We start from the raw sequence: 20388 nt of genomic DNA, 5'->3' as shown, positions 1-20388 counted from the left end.
AAACTCCGCAACCCCCTGAAGGAGCCTCACGTTGAAGTCCCGGATCGTCGCCGGCGCCGTCGCCCTGCTGGGCCTCGCCGGGATCGTCCTCGCCCAGCCGGCGCTCGCCGCCGCGGGCGCCAAGCAGCGCATCGACCTGCGGGTGCTCGTGCTCGACGACGGCACCACCGGCATCGACACGCTGCGCGCCCAGCTCGACCGCGAGGGCGTCCCCTACGACACGCTGGCGCTCGGCACCGACGGGCGCCCGGCGATCACCCCGGCCTACCTCGCCGACACCGTCGGCGGCGTGCGCCGGGCCAAGTACCAGGGCGTCGTCCTGCCCAACGAGGGCGCGGTGACCGGCGCCGAGGCGACCGCGCTGGCCGACTTCGAGCGTGAGTTCAAGGTGCGCCAGATCGACGCGTACACCTGGGCCAACCCCAACGTGGGGCAGAGCACGGCGTGGAGCGGCGTGCTCGACGGGGCCACCATGCAGGTGACCGACGCCGGCAAGGCGGCCGGCTTCGGCTACCTCACCGGCGCGGTCGCCATCGACGACCGCGACCCGGCGGTGCTCGAGTCCTACGGGTACCTCGGCGCGGCCGCCCCGGCCGCCGGCGCGACCTTCACCTCGCTGGTCACCGCCACCCCGCCCGGCGGCGGCACGAGGGGCTCGGTGATGGGCGTCTACGCCCACGACGGGCGCGAGGAGCTGGCCATCACGCTGGCCGCCAACCGCTACCAGACCCACGCGATGGAGCTCGGCCACGGCCTGATCACCTGGCTCACCAAGGGCATCCACCTCGGCTTCACACGCAACTGGTTCAGCGTGCACGTCGACGACGTCTTCCTGGCCGACGACCGCTGGGACACCGTGCACAACTGCTCCGTCGGCGGTAGCGACTGCAACCCGGAGCGGGACCCGACCGTCCAGCCGTACAACACCACGATCCGGATGACCAAGGACGACGTGAGCGCGCTGGTCGCCTGGCAGAACTCGCGCGGGCTCAAGCTCGACATGGTGTTCAACGGCGGCGGGAGCGTCGAGGCCGGCGCGGGCGACGCGCTCACCAAGGCGTTCGTGGGCAGCAAGGGCCAGTTCCGCTGGATCAACCACACCTACGAGCACCCGTACCTCGGCTGCGTGCAGGACTTCACCGTCAGCCCGTGGCGCTGCGCCACCGACGGCTCGGGCAAGACCCGGTGGGTGTCGCAGGCCGACATCTCCGCGCAGATCAAGCAGAACGTCGACTGGGCCAAGGGCAAGGGCATCGCGCTGGACGCGAGCGAGCTCGTCACCGGCGAGCACTCCGGCCTCAAGACCCTGCCGCAGATGCCGGCCGACAACCCCAACCTGGTGGCGGCGCTCAACGCCAACGGGGTGAAGTACGTGGCCTCGGACGCCTCGCGCGAGCAGAGCACCCGGGCCGTCGGCAACGCCACCACCGTGCCGCGCTTCCCGCTGAACATCTACTACAACGTGGCCACCGTCGCCGAGGAGGTCGACGAGTACAACTGGCTCTACACCAGCAAGGCCGACGGCGGCAGCGGCCTCTGCACGAGCAACCCGGCCTCGACCTGCATCCGCCCGATCGGCGCGGAGGGCTTCGCGAACTACATCGTGCCGGCGGAGTCGCGCATCGCCTTCGACCACGTCGTCTCGGCCAACCCCGCGCCGCACTACGCGCATCAGTCCAACCTCGCCGAGGACCGCATCCTGTACCCGGTGCTCGACGCGGTGCTGGCCCGCTACCACGCCACCTACACGGCCGCCACGCCGGTGATCAACCCGAGGTTCGCCGACGTCGCCCGGCAGAACCGCCGTCAGGCGGCCTGGGCCGCGGCGGTGGCGAGCCGCTCGGTCGAGGCCTACGTGCTCGACGGCCGGGTCACGGTGACCAACAAGGGCCAGGCCACCGACGTGCCGCTCACCATGCCCAGCGGCACCAAGCTGGTGAGCGCCTCGGTGCTCGGCTACGGGGTCTCCGGCGGCGCGTTCGGCGAGGCCTACGGCGGTGAGCGCTCCGCGTGGCGGCCGGTCGGCAAGGGCGGCCAGCAGCTGCTGCGCGTCGGCTGAGCGGGGGCCGCGAGCCGTGCGCGTCGTCCTCGTCAACGAAGGCACGTACCCATACGCCACCGGCGGGGTCAGCACCTGGTGCGACCAGCTGGTGCGCGGGCTGTCCGAGGTCGAGTGGGACCTGGTCGCCATCGTCGGCACCGAGCCGGACCGCCCCGCGATCCCGCTGCCGGCCAACGTCCGCTCGCTGCGCCCGGTGCCGGTGTGGGGTCCGCCCCGCCCGGCCCGGGGCCGCCCCGAGCGGGCCGCCGGCCTGCTCTGCCGGGGCATGCTCGGCGACACCGCGGCCGACCTGGTGCTGTTCGGCGAGGGCCTGCGGGCACTGGCCGACGTCGCCGTGGGCCGGACCCGCTTCGGCCGGTGGGTGGGGCGCCATCCGCTGGCCGGCGCCGGCCTGGCCGACATCCTGCTGGACGCCTGGGCCCGGGCCCGCGCGGACGGCATCCGGCTGCCGACGCTCACGCTGCGGGAGGCGGACGAGGCCGCGGTACTGCTGGAGCACGCCCTCCGCCCGCTGGCCGCCCCGATCCCGGAGGACGCCCAGCTGGTGCACGCCAACGCCAACGGCCTCTCCTCGATGGTCGCCCTGGTCGCGAAGTGGCGGCTCGGGGTGCCCTTCCTGATGACGGAGCACGGGGTGTACCTCCGGGAGCGCTACCTCGCCGCGGGAGCCCAGTCCCCGGGCGTCAAGACGGCCCTGCTGCGCTTCCATCGCGCCCTGGCCCGGCTGTCCTACTGGGAGGCCGACCTGGTCGCCCCGGTCAGCGGCTTCAACGCGCGCTGGGCCGTGCGCCACGGCGCCGACCCGGCCAAGCTCGCCGTCATCGGCAACGGGGTCGACCCGGCGAGGTTCCCGCTGCTGGACGAGGAGCCGGCCGACCCGGTCATCTCCTGGGTGGGCCGGATCGACCCGCTCAAGGACCTGGAGACGCTGATCCGGGCCCTGGCCGTGGTGCGCCGCTCGGTCCCGGCGGCCCGGCTGCACCTGGCCGGCCCGGTCCCCGCCGGCAACGAGTCCTACGCCGCCGAGTGCCGGGACGTGGCCGCCTCGCTCGGCATGGCCGGCGCGGTCACCTGGGCCGGCCCGTGCGCCTCCAGCCGCGAGGCGTTCGCGGTCGGGCAGGTCGTCGCGCTGTCGAGCATCTCGGAGGGCATGCCGTACACGGTCCTGGAGGCGATGATGTGCGGCCGGCCGACGGTCAGCACCGACGTCGGCGGGGTGGCCGAGGCGGTCGGCGACGCGGGACTGGTCGTGCCGCCCCGCGACCCGGAGGCCTTCGCCGCCGCCTGCGTCGCGTTCCTGTCGGCCGAGGGGTTCCGGCGCGAGATCGGGGCGCGGGGGCGGGAGCGGGCCCTGGCGCACTACACGCTGGACCGCTGCGTCTCGGCGTACCGCGACCGCTACCAGGCCTTGACCCACACGGAAGCGCTGGTGCCGGCATGAACGCGTGCGGTGAGTCGACGAGACCGGCATCTCGCAGACGCGAGGCCGCTGTGCCCGTCGTGACCGGCCCGAACCTGGTCGCGGGGGAGCTCTCCGCCTTCGACGAAGGGGACGGCTGGGTCTGGGACTCGCCCCGCTCGTGCGGCGGGCGGGACCGGATCTGGGAGCTGGCGCCGCTGTGCGGCTGCTGCATCCCCGCGTCCGGGCAGAAGCGGCCCGCCGGCTACTTCGGGTACGAGCCGTGAGCGGGGACTCGCTGGTCATCGTGCCCGCCCAGCGGCGCGCCCGGCCGAGTGAGCTGGATCGGCCGGAGTCGCTGCGGTACGTCGGGCGGGTCGCCACCGATCCCGTGGCGGCGCTGGCCGACAAGATGCGCGACGACTGCCTCGACGCGGTCGACATCGACGAGATCGCGGCCATCCTCGAGGCCAACGGCATCAACGACCGGGTGGCCGACCACGAGTACGGCGCGCCGTCCGTCTTCGCCCTGGCCGGCCGGGTGGTCGCCCGCACCGTCGACGTCGCCGACACCCAGTCGCTGCGCGCGGTGCCGGCCGAGGGGCCCGGCCCGACCCGGGTCGTCGCCGACACGCTGCTGCGCTCGCTCATCTACCTCACCCCGCTGGCCATCGGCGTGGGCGCGGCGGCCGAGGTCGACGGCGTGTCCGGCCTGGCCACCACCGGCACCCTGCTGGTCGGCTGGGGCGGCGGCCAGGCGCTGTCGTACCTCGGGTACCGGGCGCTGTCCGAGCGCGGGCCGGTCGCCGCCGCCCGGGTGCTCGGCGCCGGCTTCCTGGGCCTGACCGCGCTGTGGGCCATGGTGCTGTCCGGCACCGGCGGGCGGGACTACGCCGTCGCCGCCGTCCAGCTCGCCCTCTTCGCCGTCGCCGGGGTCACGCTCGTGACCAACCGGGAGAGGGTCGTCATCCTCGCCGTCGCGCCGTGCTGGCTGGCGACGGCGGGGCTGCGGTACGGGCTGCCGGTGATCGTGCTGATCGGCTGCGTGGCGGTGCTCGTCGGCGTCGCCTTCCGGCCGGTGCTGCGGACCGGGGTCAAGAAGGCGCGCCGCGGCTGGTGGCGGCCCGACGTGCGCTACGCGGCGCTCTACGGGCTGGTCGGGACTGGGCAGGCGGCGCTACTGCGTACGGTCGCGCTCGACGGGATCGCCCCGCACCGGGTGCCGGTCGAGGCCCTGCCGCTGCTGTTCGGGGTACCACTCATCGAACTGACCCTGGTGTGGCACCGGCACCGCATCGCCGCCGCGCGGGCCGACCTCGCCGACCGGTTCGCCTTCGACCGGCGGCTGGCCCGCATCAGCGCCGCCACCGTGGCGGTGCTCGGCGTCCCCGTGTTCGCCGGCGCGGCCATCGCCGGCGCGGTGTGGTTCGGGCTGCTGCGCGGCGGGCAGTCCTTCGCCGCCGCGGTGCTGCTGACCGGCGTCTACGCGCTGTGCCTGGTGCTGGCCGCGCACGGCCGGGCCGGCACCGCCGCGATCGTTGTGTGGTGGCCGACGCTGCTCGTCGCGGGCGTCGGGCACTGGGCGCCCGCCCTGGTCCACGTGGCGCCCGCCTTCGCCGAAACCCTCGCCGTGGCGACCCTGCTCGGGGCCGGCCTGCCCGGCCTCGCCGTCGCCGCGCTCGTCCTGCGTGATCCGGAGAGTTACCGAGAATGATGCTGCTGCCGTTGTACGTCCACCCGCTGGTCGACCCCGAGGCGTGGGACGCGCTGCCCCGAGGCGGCGCCTGCTGGACGATCGTGAACGTCCACAATGGACCGGGGGCGGGCCGCGACGAGGTCTACGCCGCGGCGACCGACCGGCTGCACGCGGCCGGCGTGAAGATGCTCGGCTACGTCGACCTCGGCTACGGCGGCCGGGCCAACGGCGAGGTCTGGTGCGACATCGTGGGCTGGGCGCAGTACCCCGTGGGCGGCATCTTCTTCGACCAGGCGCCCTCCGACGCCGCCGGGCTCGCCTACGTGACCCAGGTGGTGCGGGCCGTGCGCGGCGCCGTCGTGCTCAACCCGGGGACCCGCTGCCTGCCCGGCTATGCGGCGCTGGCCGACGTGGTCTGCACCTTCGAGGGGCCGTGGGAGTCCTACACCGCGCTCGCGCCCGCCGGCCGCGACTGGGCGAACGCCGCGCACCTCGTCTACGGGGTGCCGGCCGCGCGGCTGGGCGAGGCGAGCGCGCTGCTGCTGACCCGCGCGCAGCACGGGCTGGTGACGGACCTTGCGGCGCCGTTGCCGTACGAGGGGGTGCCGAGCTCACTGCGCGCCCGGGCGGCCGCCAGGTGACCCCTCGCCGGCTGCGCGGCCTGCTGCTCGGCCTGGCCGCGCTGCTGGTGCTCTACGCGGCCGCCTGCACCGGCGAGGACAAGGGCCGCGACGTCGGCGGCCGGGGCTCGCACGGCCCGCGGACCGGCACCCAGGATGGCGACCCTGGCGGCTCGGCCGGCCTGGGCTCCGCGTCGCCCAGCCCCTCCGCGTCCGGCCCGGCCGCCCCACCCCCGGCCGGCGGCTGGTGGAAGCCCGCCGTCGGGCTCACCTGGCAGTGGCAGCTCACGGGCACGCTGGACAAGTCGGTGCCCGCCGACGTGTACGACGTGGACGGCGAGAACACGCCGGCCGCCGACGTGGCCGCGCTCAAGGCGGCCGGCCGGCACGTGGTGTGCTACGTCAACGCCGGCGCGCACGAGGACTTCCGGCCCGATGCCAAGCACTACCCGGAGTCCGTGCAGGGCAAGGGCCTGGAGGGCTGGCCGGGGGAGAAGTGGCTGGACATCCGGCGCTGGGACGTGCTGGAGCCGCTGCTGGCCGCCCGCTTCAAGACCTGCAAGGACAAGGGCTTCGACGCGGTCGAGCCGGACAACGTGGACGGGTACAGCAACGGCAGCGGCTTCCCGCTCACCGCCGACGACCAGCTGACCTTCAACCGCCGGGTGGCCGACCTGGCGCACCGGGCCGGCCTCGGCGTGGGCCTGAAGAACGACGTGGACCAGGCCGCCGCGCTCGCCCCGGCGTTCGACTTCGCCGTCAACGAACAGTGCGCGCACTACGACGAGTGCGACGCGCTGAAGGTCTTCACGGCCGCGGGCAAGCCGGTGTTCCACGTGGAGTACGAGGGTTCGACGGACTCGTTCTGCCCGAAGGCCAGGGCCCTGCACTTCTCCTCGATGAAGAAGAAGACCGGGCTGGACGCCTGGCGCGAGACTTGCTAACTCAGCCCGCTACGCTCGGCCAGCGCGTGCATGGCCCGCTGGATGCCCACCCGGTCCGGCGCCGGCTCGGCGAGCGTGTCCGCCGCCGGGGCCCGCAGCCCCGCCAGCGTGTACCCCAGCTGCCGCCGCCACGCCGTGGGCGCGTTCGTCCCCGTCCGCTCGACCAGCCCCGCGTTCGCCATGAGCACCGGCACCACGTCCTCGTGCTGGAAGTCCGGCCGTAGCACGCCCGCCGCCCGGGCCCGGTCGATCAGCGCGGTCAGCCCGCTGAAGGCGTGCTCGCGCAGCCGCTCCAGCTCCGGTACCCCCGACACGGTCGCGGTCAGCAGGTCGGCGAAGGCGCGGTTGCCGGCCTGGGCCTCGCACAGGAACGTCAGGTGCTCGGCGAACGCGGCCCACGGGTCCTCCATGGCGAGCGCGCGCTCGGTCGCGGCCACCACCTCCCGCAGCGCGTCGGCGAACACCGCGGCGACCAGGTCGCCCCGGCTGGGGAACCGGCGGTAGAGGGTCGCGTTGCCGACCTTGGCCCGCCGCGCGATCTCGTCGAGCGGCGCCTCCAGGCCCCGCTCGGCGAACACGACCTTCGCCGTCTCCACGAGCTGCCGGCGGTTGCGCTCGGCATCCCTCCTCAACGCACCCTGAGCCCCCATGGCTACAGCATATGCACATTCATGGTTGCGACACCGACCGGTCGACGGCTTTTGCCTGGTACAACAAAAGTAAGCGCATCGATGACAGAAGGTATGGACAGTCGTAGCTGAAGACCCTAGTGTGTCCCCCACGACAGCATGGCGTCTCATCAATGCGTCCCGGCTCGGCGCCGGATTCGCCAAGCGTATTGGTGACGACCGCACCCCGGCTACGGCATCCGGCGCGGCGGCGCGCGCCCGGCCTGGCACGTCCACGTCAGGAAGGGACACAGTGAACCAGCAGCCCTCACGTCATCGATGGCGATCAATGGGAGCAGCGCTCGTGCTCGTCTGCTCCAGCCTCACCACCACGGCGACGACGCTCGCCCTCGGGCCGGCCTCGCCCGCCGCGGCGGCCATCAACGGCGCCGACTTCCAGCAGGTCACCCTGGCCAAGGGTGAGCCCGAGGTGGGCGAGCCGCTCGCCATCTCGGTGTTGCCCGACCGCTCCGTGCTGCACACCGCCCGCAACGGCACGCTCCGGCGCACCGACGCGGCCGGCAACACGTCGGTCATCGCCAACATCCCCGTCTACACGCATGACGAGGAGGGCCTGCAGGGCGTCGCCGCGGACCCGAACTTCGCCAGCAACCGGTACGTCTACCTGTACTACGCACCGCCGCTGAGCACCCCGTCCGGCGACGCGCCCGCCACTGGTACCGCCACCGACTGGGCGACCTGGACCGGGGTCAACCGCCTCTCCCGGTTCACGCTGAACGCGGACTTCACCGTCAACATGTCGAGCCAGGTCAACATCCTGGACGTGCCGGCCAACCGGGGCATCTGCTGCCACGTCGGCGGCGACATCGACTTCGACGCGGCCGGCAACCTCTACCTGTCGACCGGCGACGACTCCAACCCGTTCGACTCGGCCGGCTACTCGCCGATCGACGAGCGGACCGAGCGCAACCCGGCCTACGACGCCCAGCGCTCGGCCGGCAATACCAACGACCTGCGCGGCAAGATCCTGCGCATCAAGGTCAACGCCAACGGGACGTACTCGATCCCGTCCGGCAACCTCTTCGCGCCGGGGACCGCCAACACCCGGCCCGAGATCTACGCCATGGGCTTCCGCAACCCGTACCGCATGAAGGTCGACAAGGCCACCGGCGTCGTCTACGTGGGCGACTACGGCCCCGACGCCGGCACCACCGACCCCAACCGCGGCCCGTCCGGGCAGGTCGAGTTCGACCGGATCACCGCACCTGGCAACTTCGGGTGGCCGTACTGCACCGGCACCAACACGACGACCGAGACCTACAACGAGTGGAACTTCGCCACCAACTCGACCGGCGCGAAGTTCAACTGCGCCGGCGGCCCGACGAACAACTCGTTCCGCAACACCGGCCTGACCACGCTGCCCCCCGCCAAGGCGGCCTGGATCCGCTACGGCGGCGACGCCGGCAGCCCGCCGGAGTTCGGCGGCGGCTCCGAGTCGCCGATGGCCGGCCCGGTGTACCACTACGACGCGGCCAACCCGTCGACGACCAAGTTTCCGCAGTCGCTGGACGGCCAGTTCTTCGCGGGTGAGTTCGGCCGCGGCTGGATCAAGCCGATCAAGATCAACGCCGACGGCTCGCCCGGCGCGATCGACAACTTCCCGTGGAACGGCAAGCAGGTCATGGACATGCAGTTCGGCCCGGACGGGTCGCTGTACGTCCTGGACTACGGCACCGGGTACTTCAACGGCGACGCCAACTCGGCGCTGTACCGCTACGACTACGTCGGCGCCGGCGGCAACCGCGCCCCGACCGCCGTGGCCACGGCCAGCGTGACCTCCGGGACGGCCCCGCTCGCGGTGAACTTCTCCTCGGCCGGCTCGTCCGACCCCGAGGGCGGCGCGCTGACCTACACGTGGACCTTCGGCGACGGCGGGACCTCGACGGCCGCCAACCCGTCGCACACGTTCACGGCCAACGGCAACTACTCGGTGACCCTGACCGCGAAGGACCCGCAGGGCGCGATCGGCACCTCCAGCGTGCTCATCAGCGTCGGCAACACCGCCCCGACGGTGACCATCCAGGGCCCCTCGTCGGGCCAGCTGGTCTCCTTCGGCGACACGGTGTCGTGGAGCGTCACGGTCACCGACCCCGAGGACGGGGCGATCGACTGCTCCAAGGTGACGATGACCTACGTGCTCGGCCACGACCAGCACGCGCACCAGATCACGTCACAGAACGGCTGCGCGGGCACGATCACGATCCCGGTCGACGGCGAGCACGACTCGGCGTCGAACATCTTCCCGATCTTCGACGCGCAGTACACCGACAAGGGCGGCCTGACCACGCACGCGCAGAGCATCATGGCGCCGCGCTACCGCCAGGCCGAGTTCTACAAGACCTCCTCCGGGGTCAACAAGTTCACCAAGACCCAGGCCGAGGGCGGCCAGACCGTCGGCGACATCAACAACGGTGACTGGATCGGCTTCGAGCCCTACAAGCTCAACAACGCCACCTCGTTCAACGCCCGGGTCTCCTCCGGCGGCACCGGCGGCACGCTGCAGCTGCGCACCGGATCGCCGACGGGCACGGTCATCGGCTCGGCGACGGTCCCGGTGACCGGGTCGTGGGAGACGTTCACGACGGTCAGCGGGGCGATCAGCAACGCGCCGGCCGGGCCGACCTCGCTGTACCTGACCTTCTCCGGCAGTACCACCGCGGCGCTCTTCGACGTCGACAGCTTCACCTTCGTGACAGGGGTGGGCGGCAACGGCGTCGGCCCGGTCAAGGGGCTGGCGGGCAAGTGCCTGGACGTGCGCAGCGGGGGCACCGCCGACGGGACGCAGATGCAGCTGTACACCTGCAACGGCACCAGCGCGCAGGTCTTCGTGGTGGCGGGGCAGCAGCTCAAGGTCCTCGGCAAGTGCCTGGACATCTCCGGCGGCGCCACCGCGGACGGCACCAAGGTGCAACTGTGGACCTGTAACGGCAGCGGCGCGCAGAACTGGGTGTCCCAGGCCGACGGGTCGCTCAAGAACCCGCAGTCCGGCAAGTGCCTGGACGTGAGCGCGGCGAACTCGGCCGACAGCACGCCGGTCCAGCTGTACACCTGTAACGGCACCAACGCGCAGAAGTGGACCCTGCCATGAGACTGCGAACCCTTGCGGCCGCCGCCGCGCTCGTGACGGCGGCGGCGGTCCTGCCCGGCATCCCGGCGGCCGCCGCCGACGCGCCCTACGACGTGCTGGTCTTCTCCAAGACCGCCGGGTTCCGCCACGACTCGATCCCGGCCGGCATCCAGGCGATCAAGGACCTGGGCGCGGCGAACAACTTCACCGTGACCGCCACCGAGGACGCGAGCGTCTTCACGGCGGCCAACCTGGCGCAGTACGAGGCCGTGGTGTTCATGAGCACCACCGGCGACGTGCTCAACGACGCCCAGCAGACGGCCTTCGAGGCCTACGTCCGGGGCGGCGGCGGCTACGTCGGCGTCCACGCGGCCGCCGACACCGAGTACAGCTGGCCCTTCTACGGCCAGCTGGTCGGCGCCTGGTTCGCCAGTCACCCGGCGATCCAGCAGGTCAACTCCAAGACGGAGGACCGGGCCAACCCGGCGACGTCGCACCTGCCGCAGACCTGGACGCGCACCGACGAGCTGTACAACTACCAGACCAACCCGCGCGGCACGGCGAAGGTGCTCGCCACGCTCGACGAGTCGTCGTACTCCGGCGGCACGATGGGCGCCGACCACCCGATCACCTGGTGCAAGACCATCGACGCCGGACGCTCCTTCTACACCGGTTTCGGGCACACCCAGGAGTCGTACGCCGACGCCAACTTCCGAGGCGAGCTGCTCGGCGGGATCCGGTACGCGGCCAAGCGGGCCCAGGCCGACTGCCGGCCCGAGACCGGGTACACCGCGCTCTACAGCGGCGCCACGACCGGCTGGTCGCAGGCCGGCCCGGGCAGCTTCACCAACGCCGACGCCACGCTGAGCTCGACCGGCGGCCTCGGGCTGTTCTGGTACAGCGCCAAGCAGTTCGACGCCGGGTTCTCGCTCAAGGCCGACTTCCGCATCACCGGGGACAGCAACTCCGGGGTCTACGTGGGCTTCCCCAACCCGGGCAACGATCCGAACATCGCGATCAACCAGGGGTACGAGGTCCAGATCGACGCCACCGACACGCCCGACCGCACCACGGGCGCGATCTACGGCTTCCAGTCCGCGAACATCGCCGCACGCGACGCCGCGCTCAACCCGCCCGGCGCGTGGAACACCTACGAGATCCTCGTCGAGGGCCAGCGGCTGCGGGTGTACCTCAACGGCTCGCTGATCAACGACTTCACCAACGCCGACCCGGCGCGCAACCTCGACGGCTACGTCGGCATCCAGAACCACGGCGCCGGCGACCAGGTCTCGTTCCGCAACATCCGGATCCGGGAGGCTTCGGGTGACCTGGTCCAGCAGGCGGAGTCGTACAGCGCCGCCAGTGGCGTCCAGCCCTACACCAAGGCCGGCGCCCACAACGGTCAGACGCTCGGCTACATCGAGCCGGGGGACTGGGCGGCGTACAACGGGCTGAGCATCGGCGGGGCGACCCAGTTCCGCGCGCGGGTCGTCTCCGGCGGCCCCGGTGGGCAGATCCAGGTCCGCACCGGCTCCACGACCGGCCCGATCCTGGGCACGGTCAACGTCCCGAACACCGGGAGCTGGGACACCTACGCCGACGTCAGCACCGCGCTGACCGGGGTGCCGGCCGGGGCGTCGAACGTCTACCTGACCTTCACCGGGACCGGCACCGGGCTCTTCGACGTGGATGACTTCACGTTCGTGAAGGGGTCCACAACGGGCGGTGTCGGCCCGGTCAAGGGGCTGGCGGGCAAGTGCCTCGACGTGCGCAGCGCGGGCACCGCCGACGGGACCCAGATCCAGCTGTACACCTGTAACGGCTCCGGCGCGCAGAGCTGGACGGTCTCGGGGCAGACGCTGCGGGCGCTGGGCAAGTGCCTGGACGTCAGCGGCGGCGGCACCGCGGACGGCACCAAGATCCAGCTGTGGACGTGCAACGGCAGCGGCGCCCAGAGCTGGGCCGGCCAGGCCGACGGCTCGCTGCGCAACCCGCAGTCGGGCAAGTGCCTGGACGTGGCCGGCGGCAACTCCGCCGACAGCACGGTCGTGCAGCTGTACACCTGTAACGGCAGCGCCGCCCAGAAGTGGACGCTGCCGGCGTAACGACGGTTTTTCACGAAGGGGGCCGTGCATAGACGCGCGGCCCCCTTCGCTGGGTTTACACGCAGTGAACAAGTCGACGGGGGGCAGCACCGGTTGCCGCTTTCCCCTAGGCTCGGCCGGGTGCTGGGGACTCGAGTGGGGAGAGCACTGCTCATCGGCGCCTTGCTGACCGGCCTGGCCGGGGTGGCGGGCTGTGGCAAGGACGCATCGCCGCCGGCGGATCTGGGCATGGACGCGCCGGCGAGCGGCGATCCGTTCCCCGTCGGCGAGCTCGAGGGCGACGACAGCGGGCTGGCGCCCGCGCCGCACTCACCGTCACCGTCCGCATCGAAGAAGCCGAGCGCCAAGCCGTCGGTGAAGACCGTGAAGCCCGGCGGCGACACCGGCGGAGGCAAGGTCAACACCAACGACGGCGTGCCCAACCTGGGCGCCGGCACGTTCACCAAGGCCGACGGCGGGACCGGCGTGGTCGGTTCGGCCGACGCGACGACGCTGGTCAAGTACCAGGTCGAGATGGAGAACGGCATCCAGTGGGGCAACAACCCGGTCTGGACGACGACCTCGCTGGCCGCCGAGGTGGACCGGGCGATCGCCGCGCCGAAGGGCTGGACGATGTCCGCCGCCCACCCGGTCACCTACAACTCCGGGCAGACCCACATCAACGAGGCGAGCTGGAAGTTCCAGCGGGTCAGCGACGGCAACTACAACGTCGTGCTGCGGCTGGCCACCCCGGGGACCGTCGACAAGCTGTGCAAGTCGGTCGGGGTCACCACGCAGGGGATCTACTCGTGCCGGTACGGCAAGACGATCCTGCTGAACCTGCGCCGCTGGCTCAAGGGCATCGACGGCTTCCCGGCCGGCATCGACTTCCACGGCATGACCGTGCTGCACGAGATGGGCCACTTCCTGGGCTTCGACCACATGAAGTGCCCGGGCAGCGGCCAGGTCGCGCCGGTCATGCAGACGCAGACCATCGCGCTGAACGGCTGCACGCCCAACGCGTACCCGTTCACCTCGGACGGCACCTTCGTGCAGGGGCCCTGGGCCAGCTCCTGAGGCGGCGGGCTAGCTCTTGAGGCGGCGCAGGAGGTCGACGACGTCGGCCTCGTACTCGCGCCACTCGCGGTCGGGCTTGAACCCCAGCTCGGCGTTGACCTGCAGCAGGGGCTCGTTCTCCAGCGCGTTCCAGGTCTGCACGTCGAGCAGGCCGGGCTCGGCCGCGCGCAGCTCGAACAGCATCCGCGCCTTGATCGCGCGGCTGAGGCCATAGCCGCGGTGGCTGGGCACCTCGATGGTGTCGTACTGGTCGGCGCGGGTGGGCCGCTGCGCCGGCACGACCACCTCGGTGAGCCCGGCGATGGTCTCGCTCTGCTCGTGCACGGCCAGCACGATGTACGGCTTCAGGCCACGGGCGTGCAGCGTGCGCAGGCTGGCCGCCAGCCGGTCGGCGTCGTAGGAGCTGGGCCGCAGCTCGAGGTCCTCGACCACGGCGGCGCGGGCCGCCTCCTTGGCCGCGGCGTAGCCCGCGAACAGCTCCGGCGGCGGGCCGCCGGGGTAGTACTCGATGCGGTAGCCCGCGCCGATGCCGGCGGCCATCTCACCCAGCCGCAGCCAGTCCACGCCGGACAGGTCGAGCAGGTTGCGCATCTCGATGAAGGCGCACTCGAAGCCGTTGGCCTCGAAGAACTCCACGCTCGGGGTGCCGCCGATGACCTCGACGCCGACCGACTCGAAGCCCTCCTCGGCGGCCCGCCGGGCGACGGCGCCCAGCAGCGTGGTGTCGACCCGGCTGCGCCGTGCGGCGGGGACCACGGAGAGCTCGAGGACGCCGATATCCTCCAGGGCCAGCAGGCTCGCGTGCCCGAGCACCTCACCCGATTCGGAGGTTGCCAGCCAGGAGGTGCGCCGCTCACCCGGCATGGTGACGGCGAGGTACTCCCGGAGCTTCGTCTCGCGCCACGGCGGGTCCTCGGGCACGTCGAACGTCACGATCTCGTTGAGCGCCCGCAGCACCGCCTCGATCTCGGCCGCGGGCGCGGCCCCTGGGTCCCACTCGCGCACCTGCACGCCCTAAGCCTGCCCTTTGTTGTGGCTGAGCGGAAGTACCAGAGCGCAGAGCGTGGCATTGATCGTCAGTTTTGGTGATCGCGCCGGCCGTAGTCGTTGGTGGCGTTGAAGACGGCAGCGCGGTACTGCTCCGGGACGTTGTAGGCGTGGATCGCCGCGTTCCACCCCTCCAGGGTGGACAGGTCGCGTCCGTCGGCGCACAGGTAGGCGGCCGCGGTCAGGGCGGCGTCGTCGATGTCGTTGATGTCGGTGACCCCGTCGGCATCGGCGTCCAGGCCGTACTGCTTCCAGGTCGACGGCAGGAACTGCATCGGCCCGACGGCCCGGTCCCAGGTCCGGTCGTTGTCCAGGGCGCCCTGGTCGGTGTCGGGGACCGCCTGGCGGTTGTTCTGCCCGTCCAGCGGCGGGCCGATGATGGGCGGGACCGAGCGGCCGTCGTCCTGCAGGACCGAGCCGTTGGCCTGGCCGTGGTCGGACTCGACCTTGCCGATGCCGGCCAGCGTGGTCCAGGTGAGGTGGCACTTCGGGGTGGTGCGGGCGGTGACCGCCTCGGCGTAGCCGTAGGCCTGCAGGGCCACCACCGGGATGCCCAGCTTGACCGAGCGGGCGCCGGCCCAGCCGCCGTAGACGTCGGCGGGCCGCTGGCGGGTGCCGGCCGGCGGGCTGTAGCTGCTCGAGCCGGACGGCGCCGGGGCCGACGGCTCCGGCGGCTCGCCGGTGGCCGGGGCGCCGGTCGCGGGCGGCAGGCCGGCGGTGCCCTCGGGCGGCGCCGCCGAGCGGGCGGGGTCGGCCTGGGCCGAGGAGGCCGCCGGGATCACCCATAAGCCGACCGAGCCGGCCGCGGCCAGCAGGCCGATGATGACCACGGTGGGCAGCATGAAGCGCGCCCCCGGCCGGGCCATCGCCCGGCTCAGCCGCTCCCGCCGCTCCAGCCCGCCGCCGGGCGACTCCAGCACGTCCAGCGCCGCGTGTTTCGGCTGGTGCGGCGGCTTCGGCGCGTTGCGCTGGGCCGGGTCCGGCGGGTACATGTCCACCGGGATCCACCGCTCACCCGCGGGCTCCGGCACCGGCGGCCGCAGCGTCGCCGGACCGGGCGCCGCCGCTGCCGGCGGAGCGTCCACTGTGGTCGATCGGTCGACCTTGGCCGCCTCGTCGTTGCTTGCCACGGGTCGAGTATTCCGCAACTCCCGGGTGCGTGTCACCGTGACATAACCTGAGCAGATGCCACGCTATGAGTACCGCTGCCGGGCCTGCGGCGACACCTTCGAAGTACAACGCCCAATGCGTGAAGCCAACGTGAAGACCGCCTGTCCGGCCGGCCACGACGACACCGTCAAGCTGCTGTCCACGATCGCCGTCGGCGGCACGTCGGGCGGGGGAGCCCCATCCGGCGGCGCGGGCGGCTGCTGCGGAGGGGCCTGCGGCTGCTAGACATTGTTACCGGTCGGTTTCGCATTGAATTGGCAAAACGGCTTTGATGTTGTGGCCTGTCGTGCCACAACCGCTACCGGAGTGTTGTCGTTACGTCACGCGAAACCCACTCGAACTTTCCCCCCGCATCCTTGCTGACCAGCATGGACCGTCCCGGGCGACGAGCCCGGGATCGACCTTGAGGGTTATCGTTGGGGGCCGTTTCTACGATGCGCGCGCCCCTGGGTTGGGGAAATATGGGGCACGCCTGAAAAAGGAGGCGGAGGTTTCACGTGTCGGGGCGGACGCACCTGCCCAGCGGGCTGGTGACATTCCTCTTCACTGACATCGAGGGCTCGACCCGCTTGGCCCAGATGCTCGGTGCGGGATACCGGCCGGTGCTCCACGAGCACCGGGAGGTGATTCGCCGTGCACTGTCCAAAGCGGACGGTGTGGAGCTGTTCACCGAGGGTGACTCGCTGTTCGTGGCCTTCGCCGACGCGGCCGCCGCCCTCACCGCCTGTGCCGAGGCCCAGCGCGCGCTCGCCGCGCACGAGTGGCCCGGCCCCGAGGCCCGCCCCAGGGTGCGGATGGGCCTGCACACCGGCTTCGCCGAGCCGTACGGCGGGGAGTACACCTCGCCCGAGGTGCACCGCGCCGCGCGGGTCGCCGCCGCCGCGCACGGCGGCCAGGTGCTCTGCTCCGCCGCCACCGCGGCCCAGGTCGGCCTCGGCCCCTCGTCCTCCCGCGGCGGCTCCCTGCTCGGCCCCGACACCTGCCTGCTCGACCTCGGCCTGCACCGGCTGCGCGGCTTCGACGGCTTCGAGCGGATCTTCCAGCTGGTCGCGCCCGGCCTCGACCGGCAGTTCCCGCGGCCGCGCACCATCGACGCGCCCGCGCACAACCTCCCCGTGCAGACCACCCGGTTCATCGGGCGGGCGGCCGAGCGGGCCGCCGTGCGCGACCTCATCGGCCGGCACCGCCTGGTCACCGTCGTCGGCGCCGGTGGGGCCGGCAAGACCCGGGTCGCGGTCGAGGCGGCCGGCGAGATCGTCGAGCGCTTCCGCGACGGCGTGTGGTTCGCCGACCTGAGCGCCGTGGCCACCGGGGACCTCGTCGACGTCAGCGTGGCCGCCGCCCTGGGCCTGCGCCCCGAGCCGGGCCGCGCGGTCGTGCAGACGATCGCCGACCACGTGCGCGACCGCCGCCTCCTCGTCCTGCTGGACACCTCCGACGCGCAGCTGCCGGCGGCGCGGCGGCTCGTCGCCCAGCTGCTGGCGGCCGGCCCCGACGTCGTGTTGCTCGCGACCAGCCGGGAGCCGCTCGGCCTGGCCGGCGAGGTGGTCTGGCGCATCCCGCCGCTGTCCGTCGAGGCGGCCGTCGGTGGCGGCTTCAGCGACGCGGTGGCCCTGCTGGTCGACCGGGCCTCGGCGGCCCGGGGCGGCCGGCCGGTCGAGCCGGGCGACATCGCACACCTCACCCGGGTCGCCTCGGCGCTGGAGGGCCTGCCGCTCGCGCTGGAGCTGGCCGCCGCCCGCCTGCGCCTGCTCTCCGCGGCCCAGCTCGCCGACCGCATCGGCGACGTGCTGGGCACCCTGGACGCCGGCCTGGCCCGCATTGCCGCCTTTGCCGACATGTCCGATGTGCCGGCCTCTTCGCGGCACCGGACCATGCAGGCGGCGGTGGGCTGGTCGTACCGCACCCTGGACCCGCGCTCGGCCCGCCTCCTGCGCTGGCTGTCGGTCTTCGCCAGCCCGGTCGACCTGCCGGCGATCGAGTGGCTGCACGACGGCGACCCGCTCGACCCGCTCGCCACCCTGGTCGACAAGTCCCTGCTGCAGGCCGAGGCCGGCGCCACCAACGCCACCTACCGCATGCTCGACCCGATCCGCGCCTACGCCGCCCGCCTGCTGGTCGAGGCCGGCGAGGAGGAGTCGGCCCGCGAGCGCCACGTCGCCTGGTGCCTGCAGACCGCCCACGACGCGTACCTCGATGCCGACGGCCGCCCGGTCACCCTGTCGCTGTACGCGCTGGACCCCCTGGCCGACGAGCTGCGCGCCGCCCTGAACTGGACCGTCACCCGCGGCAGCGCCCGCCAGGGCCTCGCCCTGGCCGGCGCCCTGGACCAGTGGTGGCGCGAGCGCGGCCTGGTTCGCGAGGGCCGCATGTGGCTCTTCAGGCTCTACGAGCGCATCAGCGCCACCGGCGAGCCCGTGCCGGACGCCGAGCTGGCGGCCGCCTACCACATGCACTCCCTCCATGCGGGCGCCGACGGCGAGACGGTGGAGGAACTCCGGTTCTCGCAGCGCGCCGAGTCGGCCGCGCGGAGGGCCGGCGACCCGGGCCTGATCGTCCGCATCCTGTCCGCCCGCGGCGCCCCGCTCCTGGAGATGGGCCGCACCGAGGAGGCCGAGCGCCTCTGCCGCGAGGTGATCGCCTGGGCCGACCAACAGGACGTCTCCGGCGAGGCGCTGTTCGCCGTCTACGCGCTGGCCCAGCTCCTGTGGCGCCGGGGCGCCCTGGACGAGGCCGCTGACCTGCTGGCCAGCGCCCGCCCGCTGGAGAACAGCCGCCCGGTGGAGCGCGGCCGCCGCACGGTCGACATGCTCCTGGGCATGGTCGCCCTGGCCAGGGGCGACCTGGTCGCGGCGCACGACCACCTGATCGTCGCGCTGCGCTCCCGCATGACCCACGGCTTCCACCTGCGGGTCTGCGAGACCCTGAACGCGGTGGCCGTCCGCTGCGCCCTGGCCGACGACCTGGAAACGGCCGCCCGCCTGTTCGGCGCCGCCCAGGCCGCCCGCATCCGCCTGCGCTGCGCCATGGGCCCCTTCGGCCCGTACTGGACCGACCACCAGTCCGCCCTCCACGCGAGAATGGGCGACGTGTCCTTCGACGCCGCGTACGCCGCCGGGGGCGCCCTCGGCCTCGAGGAGTCGGTGGCCCTGGCCCTGACCATCGAGCACCCGGACCTGATGGCCGGCTCGATCCGCTTCTCCACGGTCGAGTAGCCCGCCGTCCCCGGGCCGCGCGTTAGAGTCGTCCGCGTGGATCTGGAGGACACCGCCACCCGGCTCGGCGTACCCGTCGAAGACGTCGACCGCGTGCACGAGCTCGCCGGCGACCTGCCGTCGGCCCCGCTGCCCGCCAAGGCCGACGCGCCCGCGATCCTCGACCGGCTCGGGGTGCGGCCGGACGACGTCGCCGAGATCATGGCGGGCTGGCCCGACCCGGGCTCTCCACTGTGGACCCCGGAGCTGCGCTGGCTGCTCGACCGCTCGATCGCCCTGGTCCGCGCCGACCTCGGGGGCCACGGCTGGCTGTCGCCCGGACCGGAGCTGCCACGCGAACGGGGTCCCGCCTGGCGGCACCTCTACGTGTACGCGTACCTGGCCCTGGTCGACGTGGTCACGCGCTACCACCGCGACCACGGCATCACCGACGCCGTGTCGTGGGCGACCCTCGCCGACCTGGGCCGCAACCTCGCCGTCGACCGGCGGATGCACCGCGAGGGCTGGCCGGTCATGCAGAGCTGGCTGACGCTGCACGCGCGCGGCGGCATCTACGAGCTGGGCCGGCTGCAGCACCAGCGCGGCGACGCCGCCATCGACCTGCACATCCCCGAGTCGGGCCCGCTGACCCCGGAGGCGATCGAGGCGTCGCTCGACGAGGCCCGCGCGTTCTTCCCCCGCCACTTTCCCGACGAGCACTACACGGCCTTCGCCTGCGGCTCGTGGCTGCTCGACCCGCAGCTGCAGGAGTACCTGCCCGAAGACTCCAACATCGTCCGGTTCCAGCGGAGGTTCGAGCTGGAGCCCTACGAGGAGCCGGAGGGGCTGGACGCCGACGTCGAGGTGCTGCGGTTCGTGTTCCGCAGCCTGACCACGCCGCTCGACCAGCTGCCGCGCGGCACCGTGCTCCAGCGTGCGGTCATCGATCACCTGACGGCCGGCCGCCGCTGGTACTGGCACCGCGGCCGCTTCCCGATCTAGCCACGCGCGCGGCGGTTGGTTGCGGCGGCGGCGGTATGCGTCCGGGTCGAGCTTCGGAGGCCGACCTCCGCGCGATCCTGGGCGCTTCCGGTCGGCGATCTGGCCGTTGGGTTCCGGGACGTTCGTGGTGATCCGCTTGTCCCGCGCGGCACCGGCCTGAGCGCAGCCGGTCGCGTGGCGCCAGTCTGAGAGTGGCCGGTCGCGCGGCGCCGAGCGTCAGGGCGCGTCGCGTCGAGGTCTGCCCCGCCTGACGTGTCTGCGCTGTCCGCCCGCCGGGGCCGGGGCCGGGGCGGTCGGCGGGCCAGGGCGGGCGGCCAGGGCCGGGGCCGTGGGCGGC

General features: G+C 72.9%; 15 protein-coding genes. 12 read left to right on the top strand and 3 right to left on the bottom strand.

Annotation, left to right across the window (positions count from 1 at the left end; all coding sequences use genetic code 11):
* The first annotated feature begins 31 nt into the window (after positions 1-31).
* From ABD352_RS41465 to ABD352_RS41440, 6 genes are read left to right on the top strand one after another with little or no spacing between them, the layout of a single operon-like run.
* Positions 32-2059, top strand: a complete 2028-nt coding sequence (locus tag ABD352_RS41465; protein WP_344618079.1) for a hypothetical protein — start codon at positions 32-34, stop codon at positions 2057-2059.
* A 16-nt stretch (positions 2060-2075) separates the two neighbouring features.
* Positions 2076-3503 carry a GT4 family glycosyltransferase PelF gene (gene pelF / locus ABD352_RS41460; RefSeq protein WP_344618078.1) on the top strand — a complete coding sequence of 476 codons (1428 nt, stop codon included), beginning with the start codon at positions 2076-2078 and terminating at the stop codon, positions 3501-3503.
* Positions 3504-3553: 50 nt separating this feature from the next.
* On the top strand, positions 3554-3748 hold the full coding sequence (locus ABD352_RS41455) for a hypothetical protein (RefSeq protein ID WP_344618077.1): 195 nt from the start codon (positions 3554-3556) through the stop codon (positions 3746-3748).
* The gene (locus tag ABD352_RS41450) at positions 3745-5175 is read left to right on the top strand and encodes a hypothetical protein (RefSeq protein ID WP_344618076.1); all 1431 of its coding nucleotides are present in this window, start codon (positions 3745-3747) and stop codon (positions 5173-5175) included. Before ABD352_RS41455 ends, ABD352_RS41450 begins: the two co-directional genes overlap by 4 nt.
* Positions 5172-5798 (top strand): spherulation-specific family 4 protein, encoded by a 627-nt coding sequence (locus ABD352_RS41445; RefSeq protein ID WP_344618075.1) that lies wholly within the window; start codon positions 5172-5174, stop codon positions 5796-5798. Before ABD352_RS41450 ends, ABD352_RS41445 begins: the two co-directional genes overlap by 4 nt.
* Positions 5795-6721 (top strand): endo alpha-1,4 polygalactosaminidase, encoded by a 927-nt coding sequence (locus tag ABD352_RS41440; RefSeq protein WP_344618074.1) that lies wholly within the window; start codon positions 5795-5797, stop codon positions 6719-6721. The genes ABD352_RS41445 and ABD352_RS41440 overlap by 4 nt, the downstream gene beginning before the upstream one ends.
* On the opposite strand, the gene ABD352_RS41435 is transcribed toward ABD352_RS41440, so the two are convergent.
* Positions 6718-7371 (bottom strand): TetR/AcrR family transcriptional regulator, encoded by a 654-nt coding sequence (locus ABD352_RS41435; RefSeq protein WP_344618073.1) that lies wholly within the window; start codon positions 7369-7371, stop codon positions 6718-6720. The two genes, ABD352_RS41440 and ABD352_RS41435, sit on opposite strands and share 4 nt — an antisense overlap.
* A 307-nt stretch (positions 7372-7678) precedes the next feature.
* On the opposite strand from ABD352_RS41435, the gene ABD352_RS41430 reads away from it, so the two are divergent.
* The 3 genes from ABD352_RS41430 to ABD352_RS41420 all read left to right on the top strand — a co-directional run bounded on the left by ABD352_RS41430 (position 7679) and on the right by ABD352_RS41420 (position 13638).
* A complete protein-coding gene (locus ABD352_RS41430; RefSeq protein WP_344618072.1) occupies positions 7679-10498 on the top strand; it encodes a PQQ-dependent sugar dehydrogenase in 2820 nt (939 codons plus the stop codon).
* Positions 10495-12582 (top strand): ThuA domain-containing protein, encoded by a 2088-nt coding sequence (locus tag ABD352_RS41425; RefSeq protein WP_344618071.1) that lies wholly within the window; start codon positions 10495-10497, stop codon positions 12580-12582. Before ABD352_RS41430 ends, ABD352_RS41425 begins: the two co-directional genes overlap by 4 nt.
* 120 nt (positions 12583-12702) lie before the next feature.
* On the top strand, positions 12703-13638 hold the full coding sequence (locus tag ABD352_RS41420; RefSeq protein ID WP_344618070.1) for a DUF3152 domain-containing protein: 936 nt from the start codon (positions 12703-12705) through the stop codon (positions 13636-13638).
* Positions 13639-13647: 9 nt separating this feature from the next.
* Here ABD352_RS41420 and ABD352_RS41415 read toward each other — a convergent pair whose 3' ends face one another.
* Both ABD352_RS41415 and ABD352_RS41410 read right to left on the bottom strand, forming a co-directional pair.
* A complete protein-coding gene (locus tag ABD352_RS41415) occupies positions 13648-14649 on the bottom strand; it encodes a GNAT family N-acetyltransferase (protein ID WP_344618069.1) in 1002 nt (333 codons plus the stop codon).
* A gap of 65 nt (positions 14650-14714) precedes the next feature.
* A complete protein-coding gene (locus tag ABD352_RS41410) occupies positions 14715-15815 on the bottom strand; it encodes a lytic transglycosylase domain-containing protein (RefSeq protein ID WP_344618068.1) in 1101 nt (366 codons plus the stop codon).
* 55 nt (positions 15816-15870) lie between these two features.
* Here ABD352_RS41410 and ABD352_RS41405 point away from each other — a divergent pair, with 55 nt between their 5' ends.
* From ABD352_RS41405 to ABD352_RS41395, 3 genes are all read left to right on the top strand, one after another.
* On the top strand, positions 15871-16080 hold the full coding sequence (locus ABD352_RS41405; protein ID WP_344618067.1) for an FmdB family zinc ribbon protein: 210 nt from the start codon (positions 15871-15873) through the stop codon (positions 16078-16080).
* A 272-nt stretch (positions 16081-16352) separates the two neighbouring features.
* Positions 16353-19070, top strand: coding sequence for a winged helix-turn-helix domain-containing protein (locus ABD352_RS41400; RefSeq protein WP_344618066.1), 2718 nt, complete (start codon positions 16353-16355; stop codon positions 19068-19070).
* A 36-nt stretch (positions 19071-19106) separates the two neighbouring features.
* Positions 19107-20051 (top strand): acyltransferase domain-containing protein, encoded by a 945-nt coding sequence (locus tag ABD352_RS41395; RefSeq protein ID WP_344618065.1) that lies wholly within the window; start codon positions 19107-19109, stop codon positions 20049-20051.
* Positions 20052-20388: the final 337 nt, after the last annotated feature.

The sequence above is a fragment of the Dactylosporangium salmoneum genome, assembly GCF_039532525.1.
In the GTDB taxonomy this organism is placed as follows: Bacteria; Actinomycetota; Actinomycetes; order Mycobacteriales; family Micromonosporaceae; genus Dactylosporangium; species Dactylosporangium salmoneum.
This window is presented reverse-complemented; position numbering and strand designations above follow the sequence as displayed.

Coding starts and splice junctions, on each gene's coding strand:
- ABD352_RS41430 (WP_344618072.1), top strand. CDS start 7,679: ATGGGAGCAGCGCTCGTGCTCGTCTGCTCCAGCCTCACCACCACGGCG.
- ABD352_RS41425 (WP_344618071.1), top strand. CDS start 10,495: ATGAGACTGCGAACCCTTGCGGCCGCCGCCGCGCTCGTGACGGCGGCG.
- ABD352_RS41435 (WP_344618073.1), bottom strand. CDS start 7,371: ATGGGGGCTCAGGGTGCGTTGAGGAGGGATGCCGAGCGCAACCGCCGG.
- ABD352_RS41405 (WP_344618067.1), top strand. CDS start 15,871: ATGCCACGCTATGAGTACCGCTGCCGGGCCTGCGGCGACACCTTCGAA.
- ABD352_RS41445 (WP_344618075.1), top strand. CDS start 5,172: ATGATGCTGCTGCCGTTGTACGTCCACCCGCTGGTCGACCCCGAGGCG.